We start from the raw sequence: 7,997 nt of genomic DNA, 5'->3' as shown, positions 1-7,997 counted from the left end.
TGAATCCCGGCCGACCCTCTATTACCAAAACGATGATCAATCCCTATACCATATCTTTCAACGGACGAACCGGTTAAATCATCATAGAATTGAGTAAACCCAGCGATTTGGGTTGGTTCAATTGTTTGATCTGAAATTAGTGGTCGCTTCATTGTCGATATATAAGCAGCTCTTAACGCGCCGAACGAAGAATAATCCCACTTTACTCCAACCTTAGGATTAATTTTGGTTGTTTCACCCAAGCTAACACTATTCATCGAATCAATGCTTATTCCCGTGGTAATTAATAGACTATCAAACGGCTTAATGTTTGAATAAACGTATCCATTATAAAAGACACTGCCTCTATCTATATTAGAACTTGAACGAAAATTAAACCCATCAAAATCCGGATCACTCGGAATCGTAAAGCCAACGCGCCTGTCTACCAAGAGATTTTCATTCTGATTTAAATATCCAAATCCAGAAATAATATTCCCTAACACAAATTTTCTTAAATATTGTGATTCGAGATGATATGCCTCCGTATACAAACTTTGCTGATTATTTACGTTGTTTAAAAAAAACTCAGCGTCGTCCCAAAAAACATGTTGAGTACCGTCAACGATACTACGCGTAAGATGAGAAAACGAAGTAATGAAGTCGCTATCCTTATCAATCTTATAGCGCCCCGCCCCTCTCAATGTTGTTGTGTGGACATGTCTGCGAAAGGCATCATCGACATCATCACGAAAGAACGTTGATGACAAGTCGCCTGTTTCGGTTTGATTATCCCTAAATTCAAACTGGATATTTAGATCAGGATTAATAGCGTATTGTAGAAAAGCATTGTAAATATTAGAATCTACTTTATTATTAACCCCAACGCCATCAGTTGAATAATGGAACTGCCCAAGGCTATATGAGAGACGGTCGAGCACAGCTGAATGAACCGTCTCATTACCCCACGTGTTATTACTTCCAATAAGCCCAGATAGCTGCAAAGCAAAACGATCCCTAACATATAATGGATTGAATTCAGTAAATGTTTGCCTTGTAGGCCCTAAACCGTCCATTAGCAATGAGTTACTTTCCGCCAAACGCGGTTGTAGGGGAGTCATATTGGCAGGTTGGTATAATTGCGACTGGAGCAACTCACTCACACGCGAGATTTCATTTCTTGAATACGCAGAGTAACTGTCAGATAGCAGTCGATGGGCGGAATAATTGGCAGGATCCTGACCAATAGACCGCCACCCTTGCAGCAATCCCAGCCATTGAAAATTCAAATCACTGAATATTCTGCCTAAACTTGCACTTCTAGCCGCTAAATCTTCATCTAAATCAAATTTAGAACGATACACCGCCCGATTGTCATTCAGCTCAATCGCTTGCTGCATGTCGTGCAAGGCTTCTACCGGACGATTGGTGGTTTGCTTGCGAATTGCGTCGTAGAAGTAAGGCGTCGGGTCTTTGGGATCGCGCTGTTTGGCCAAATCGAACTGATCGCGGGCCAGCGGATCGCGGCGTTCTTCGTAATAGGCTTTGCCGAGATAGCTGCGGATCAGCGAATTGCCGGGGTCCAGCGTCGCGGCGATCTCCAGGTCCGCGCGGCCTTCTTCCAGTTCGCCGGCTCGAATCTTCGCCAAGCCCAGCCCCAGACGAGCCAATGGCGCCGTCGAATCCAACTTCACCGCATTCTCGAAGTGCTGCCTAGCGGCATCGATGTTGACGCGCGCCAGTTCGGCAAAACCGATCACGCTTTGAGTGCGCTCCAGGTTCGGGTCCAGTGCGGACGCCTTTTGCGCCGAAGCCAGACTTGCGTCGGTCAAGCCATTGGCCATTTCCAGTTCGGCGCGGCGCGCCCACGCCAACGCATCTTCCGGCGCCAATTCGGTGGCGCGCACGGCGGCTTGCAAGGCGTTGCTCAGTTCGAAGCGGCTCTGTTCGGCATAAGACAGCGCGCTCTGGGCCGGTACGGATTGCGGACTTGCAGCCACCGCGCGCCGCGCCAGTGCCAATGCGTCGTCCTTGGCATTCAGGGTCAACGCAGCCACCGATTGCAAGGCCAGCGCATCGGCATCGTTCGGATCGGCCGCCAACAAGGCCGCGACATCCTGCTTGGCCGCCTCAACCCGGCCGACGATCAGGCGCAACGCTGCCCTAATTTTCAAGCTGTCCCGACTCTCCGGCAACGCGTCCAGGTTTTTTAAGGCGGCGTCGATGCGGCCTTGCCGATAATCCAGCAACGCCGACTGCAATGACGGAGACAGCGACGACGCATTGGCCGAGACCAGCGGCGGGTAATAGAGCGCCCAGCTGACAGCGTCGGCGGGCCGCAAGTCGATGACCGCGCGAGGTGCCTGGCCCAGGCCGGCTTCGGCGCTTTGACCCGGCTGTAAACTGACGCTGCCTTGAGCGTTAAAAAAGCGGACGCCGCCTTCGTAAACCCAGAGCGCGGCTTGGGTGTCGTCGACACGCAACGCGAACTCGGTGCCTTCCGGACCGGCATTGGCGATCGGCGTGGTCACGGTCAGTCGTTTGGGCGTACGACTCAGAAAATGGACAAAGCCTTTCACCAAATCCAATACCGTCGGTTGATCCTGACTGATACCGTTTAAGGACAGAACCGTCTCTTTATCCAGGCGTAAGATTTCGTCATTGGGGAGTTGTAGAGAAACACGGCTATTCGCCTCGACCTTGACCCGACTACCCTCGCACAGGCGCTCGTCCAATACGGCGGCGCGCCATCGGTGATTGAACTCGACCGAAACCGACCCTTGCAACGAAACTAAGCGAGCCGCCCGTGCCTCTTCGCATTCGGCGCCGGCAATTTCAGTCTCGGAATAACTTTCTCCCGCGAATAAGGCCATGATTAGCAAAATCAAAGCACGCATAGTGGATCCGGATTTGGTGAATTATTGTTGTTGACCGATCATAGTGTGATATGAGTCGCAATATCAAGGTATTAATTCACTTTCAAGATTAAAATCAGATGAAAGTACGGAACTTTTTGCCAGTAGCTCGCGCCAACACAAACCCTTGCGGCCGAAAACTCGATGAATTCTTATATCGCGTTACTCGCTAATTCCGGCGATTGTCGGCAAAATACCCGTTGCAAATAGCCGCTCTAGCCGGCTATATTTTTTTAACTAGTCTGTCGTTCAAACTCACCATGTGCCTAGCTCTACCCGCCCAGATCATAGAAATCCAATCCGATCAACAGATGGCAACGGCATCCGTGGACGGCGTCAAAGTGGAAGTGTCGCTGGCCTTGGTAGACGACGTTGTAGTCGGCGATTACGTGTTGGTACATGTCGGCTATGCGCTTAATAAGATAGACGAAGCGGAGGCTCTGAAAACATTGGCATTATTTGCCGAGGCTGGTCTGACCGCGTCATGAAATACATCGACGAATTCCGCCAACAAGACTTGGCCAAGCAATTGGCCGGTGCGATTGCCGCAACCGTCGATCCAGGGCGGCATTACCGATTGATGGAATTTTGCGGAGGCCATACCCACGCCATTTTTCGTTACGGCGTTCAAGATTTGATGCCCGCCAACGTCGAGTTCGTGCACGGTCCGGGTTGCCCGGTTTGCGTACTGCCAACCGGCCGTATCGATAACGCCATTCAGTTGGTCGAACAACACGATGTCATCCTTTGCACCTACGCCGACTTAATGCGCGTGCCGGCCAGCGGCCATAACAGCCTGCTGAAAGCCAAAGCCGCCGGCGGCGATATCCGGATGGTGTATTCGACGCAAGATGCGTTGCGAATCGCTCGGGAGAATCCGCGCCGGCCGGTGGTGTTTTTTGCGATCGGCTTCGAGACCACCACGCCGCCGACCGCAGTCGCGATCCAACAAGCGCGGGCCGAGGGCCTAGCCAATTTCTCGGTGTTCTGTAACCACGTGCTGACGCCGGCGGCGATGCGGGCGATTTTGGACGCGCCGCAGCCGGTGGCGATCGACGCCTTTCTCGGCCCGTCGCACGTCAGCAGCGTGATCGGTAGCCGGCCTTACGAGGTCTTTGCCGAGCAATACGATAAACCGATTGTGATCGCCGGCTTCGAACCGCTGGACGTGATGCAATCGGCGCTGATGCTGGTCCGCCAACTCAACGCCGGCCGGCACGCCGTCGAAAACGAATATAGCCGAGCCGTCAGCCGCGACGGGAACCTCAAGGCGCAAACCTTGAGCGCCGAAGTGTTCGAGCCGCGCGCGACCTTCGAATGGCGCGGCCTGGGATTGATCGCCGACAGCGCCTTGCAAATCCGCGCCGAATATGCCGATTTCGACGCCGAGCGCCGCTACCCGATTCCGGAAATTCGCGCCAGCGACGTCAAGGGCTGCGAATGCCCGGCGATCCTGCGGGGCGCCAAAAAACCGCAAAATTGTAAACTGCTCGGCACCGTCTGCACGCCCGAGAACCCGATGGGGTCGTGCATGGTGTCGTCGGAAGGCGCATGCGCGGCCTACTGGTCGTACGGTCGCTTGCGCGGCGCATCGATGGAGGCAGGCTAAATCCGTTTTACCGCTTCGAGTTTATCGATTATCGTTGTATCTCCGTCGGTTCTCACCGACATTTCACTCAGCCACTCACACAGGAAGCCCACTATGGAACGTCGCGATTTTCTAAAACTGAGTACCGCCGCTTCGGTCGCCGGCCTCGCCGTCCCCGCGCTAGGTCACGCCGAAACCAAACTACCCACGCCGCAGGGCGAGCTGTTCTACACCCAAGAGTCGCAAGGTCGTTGGGCCGGCAAAGCCGCTACCCACCTGCCCGTCATCGAAATCAGCAAGGAAGGCGGCAAAACGCTGGTTAAAGTCACCACGCCGCACGAAATGAAGGGTTACGAGCACTACATCGTCAAACACATACTGCTCGATAAAAATTTTAAATTCCTCGCTGAACACATGCTGGACCCGGCCAAGGACACAGTACCGGTTTCGACCTTTCCGCTGGAAGGCTACAGCGGCGCGCTCTACGCACTCAGCGTATGCAACAAGCACGACACCTGGTTGAACGGCGCGGAGGTTTGATTTTAACGGCACAGCTACCGGCCAGACATGCGTCGGTAGCGCACGCTACCATACCAATAAACATGGCAGTCCGATGAGTATTTTCGGCCCATTGCTGTTCGGGTTGGGCAAGCTCGATCGCAAATCGGAGGGGGGATTTTGGGGGGTATCCGTTCGAGGAATTATCGGCTACGGTTACCTCGACTAGCCATCAAGGCCGCACCCCAGCCCAAGCACTACAACGACTCAACATTTAGGCTAAATCCCGGCAACTATCGAACATGGAAGACGACTCGACCGACTCCTACATCAGCCGTGTTAGGGCGATTTTTCTAGAGCTGGGCATTCCCGCTGACTTGCCCGACACGCGCGGGCTGCAGCTGTGGCGAGAACCGGAGCGCTTGGTGGATGTGATGTCGCCTGGCGCCGCCAAGCCGTTTCAATTAGGCCCGGAGGCCGCCGCGGCCTGGACGATCCTGCAAACGGCCGCGACCGATGATGGCGTGGAACTAAGATTGCTATCCGGCTTTCGAGGGCTGGATTTTCAAGCGCAACTGATCCGCCGCCAGTTAGCGCAAAGTCGGACGCTGGAAGTCGTTCTTAAAATATTGGCCCCACCCGGTTACAGCGAGCACCATAGCGGCTGCGCGGTAGACGTTGGCACGCCCGGCTGCCCCGGCCTGGACGAAGATTTCGAAAACACCGCCGCCTTCGCCTGGCTGTCCGAGCACGCCGGCCGATTTGGATTCACGCTGTCGTTCCCGCGCGGCAATCGCTACGGATATATCTACGAACCTTGGCATTGGTGCTACCGGATACGGTAGCCGATAGTATCGGGAGCCGACCAAGTCGGCCGGCTCCGCGACGCCAGCAGCGCCCTAGGGATTAGGACCGTTGTGACAGCTGTAGCAACTAACCCGATACCCGGCCGGCCAATTTTTAGTGCCGAACTCGCCCGCGTTAATGGTTTTCGCCACCTTGACTTCGCTCAGCGGCGTCCCGGCACTCGTCGTGCCGTGACAATAGCTGCAACCGCTTTTGCCGGCATCTTCGTGCTGATGGACCCAGGCATTGCCCGTGGTGTGCATACCGTGTGGACCGCCGTTCACCGTATTCGGCACCGTGGTATGACATGCGCTGCACTCGGCAATCGGACCGGCATGGCCTTGCAAGGCGATGCTTTGCAGATTTTCGTCGGCGTGACTGGACGGGTACTCGGCATGCGTGGCACCGTGGCATGCCTCGCACTGCAAGCCGCCGTGGCCCTTGCTGAACCGATACAGATTCAGACCCGGCACCGGCGTATTGGCATTCGTCGCAAACGTGTGGTCGGCCGGCACGATGACCTTGCCGTTGGCGTCAACGCCGGTCGTGGCCCGTCTGCCGGTTGCGGCACTGTTATGGCAAGACTCGCAGGTAGGCTCCTCGAACCAACCTTGTCGAGCGCTGCTACCCACCGCTTTCAAATCGCCGTGGCAACTTTGGCAGCTCATCAGCGAATTGCCGCTGCTGTCGACGGCTTTACCCATCGCGCCACGTAGACATTGGGTTTTCGAACCGGGGTGGCATTGATAGCAAGATTCGCGGTTCGCGATGCTGTTCAGCGGCGTTTGACTGATAGGATCGAGTACCGAATCGCCGGCATGCTTGAGATGCAGGGCTTGGGTAAACGGCGCGATACCTGCAATTCCGCCCATCACGCTGACTTTGTTTTCCTTGTCGAAATAGGCGTTGCTGGCATGACAAGCGACGCACAACACCGGTTTGTGATTATCGTCCACTTGAGGCAACAAGCCGTTAGCGGAGTAACCGACACTGGCGGCGGCGGCTTGAAACGCCGCGCCGGCTTTATGCCGATCGTCGTGTAACTTCAGGATATTGCGTTTCCAGTCTTTCTCGACATCGTTGTCGAAAACCCAGCCGCCGGCCGGTTTGGCATTACTACGCGCCGGATCGTTGGCATCGGTGGATGCATGGCATCCCTTGCAAGTCATTTCGTCGCTGACCGGCAACGTCGTCGTCGTCGTGGCCAGAATCGTGCCGCTTGCGGTATCCTTGGCAACCACCTTGACGGTCGGATAAAAGTTTTTATTTCCGGCATCGTCGAACGGCGTCACCGGAATACCTTCGGCCTCGAACCAAGCGTAGGCGGCGTTGTAGGTCATCGGCGCTGGCGTCAACGAAGGCGTTTTATTACCCGCCATCGGCGTGCCGCTAGCCAGGCCGTCCAGGTTCACACCCACATTCTCCGCCGGATTTAGGCCGAACAAGTCGTCCACCCATGACCAAAAGTTGGTTTTGTCGGCACTGCTGGTATTGATCGAACCGCTGGTATCGGCAACCGCTTGGTAGGTCAGCGTGACATTGGTGCTCACCAACTTACCGCTTTTATTCTTGAGTTGCGCATGGAGCGTATTGTAAGGCGGCAGGATGGAAAACACCGAGAAGTCGGTGCCGTCCATGCAGTGCATGCCCAAATCGTTCCAGGCCATCAGCGAATACTCGCCCGAGACCGTGGCATTCAATACGGTCACCGCGACCGATTTCTCGGTCTTGCTATCCCGAATCGTGATCGTGGTGGCGCCGGCCTTCACCCCGGTCACCACCGCAATACCGTTGCTGTAACTAACGCCGGCGACCGAAGCATCCCCGGTTACAGCGCTGACGTTACCGCTGGCATTGCCGACCGTGATATTGGCGGTGGCACCGACATTCAGCGATATATTGCCGGGACTGACGCTTAACGAACTGCTAGACCGCGACACCACCTTAATCTTGGCCTTTTTATTGGATTTGGCATCCTTGACGGTTACCGTAGTGTCGCCGGTCTTCAAGCCTTTGACCGTGACGACAGCGTTGCCGTAAACCGCGCTGGCGACAGCGGCCTTGGACGACTTGACGCTCACCTTCCCGTTCGGATTGGCGACGTTGATCGTCGCGGTGTCGCCGACTCCAATTTCCAGTTCGCTGGGCGATATGGTCAATACCGGCGCGGC

At 55.3% G+C, this 7,997-nt stretch carries 6 protein-coding genes; 4 read left to right on the top strand and 2 right to left on the bottom strand.

Going from position 1 to position 7,997, the window contains the following annotated elements:
* Positions 1–2,876 (bottom strand): tetratricopeptide repeat protein (locus A1355_RS09370; protein ID WP_064027314.1); only part of this gene is annotated, 2,876 nt, incomplete at its 3' end.
* A gap of 278 nt (positions 2,877–3,154) precedes the next feature.
* Here A1355_RS09370 and A1355_RS09365 point away from each other — a divergent pair.
* The 4 genes from A1355_RS09365 to A1355_RS09350 all read left to right on the top strand — a co-directional run bounded on the left by A1355_RS09365 (position 3,155) and on the right by A1355_RS09350 (position 5,825).
* Complete coding sequence (locus A1355_RS09365; RefSeq protein WP_064027318.1) at positions 3,155–3,382, top strand: HypC/HybG/HupF family hydrogenase formation chaperone; 228 nt, start codon at positions 3,155–3,157, stop codon at positions 3,380–3,382.
* Entirely contained in the window at positions 3,379–4,503 is a 1,125-nt protein-coding gene (gene hypD, locus A1355_RS09360) for a hydrogenase formation protein HypD (RefSeq protein ID WP_064027312.1), read from the top strand. The genes A1355_RS09365 and hypD overlap by 4 nt, the downstream gene beginning before the upstream one ends.
* A 93-nt stretch (positions 4,504–4,596) precedes the next feature.
* Complete coding sequence (locus A1355_RS09355) at positions 4,597–5,022, top strand: desulfoferrodoxin family protein (RefSeq protein WP_064027310.1); 426 nt, start codon at positions 4,597–4,599, stop codon at positions 5,020–5,022.
* Between the two features lie 260 nt (positions 5,023–5,282).
* Positions 5,283–5,825 carry a M15 family metallopeptidase gene (locus tag A1355_RS09350; RefSeq protein WP_064027308.1) on the top strand — a complete coding sequence of 181 codons (543 nt, stop codon included), beginning with the start codon at positions 5,283–5,285 and terminating at the stop codon, positions 5,823–5,825.
* Positions 5,826–5,879: 54 nt separating this feature from the next.
* Here A1355_RS09350 and A1355_RS25695 read toward each other — a convergent pair.
* On the bottom strand, positions 5,880–7,997 hold a 2,118-nt coding region (locus tag A1355_RS25695; protein WP_197471763.1), incomplete at its 5' end, for an Ig-like domain-containing protein.

The organism is Methylomonas koyamae (assembly GCF_001644025.1).
Classification (GTDB): domain Bacteria; phylum Pseudomonadota; class Gammaproteobacteria; order Methylococcales; family Methylomonadaceae; genus Methylomonas; species Methylomonas koyamae_A.
The sequence above is the reverse complement of the archived record's forward strand: the minus strand, read 5'-3'. Positions and strand labels throughout refer to the sequence as shown.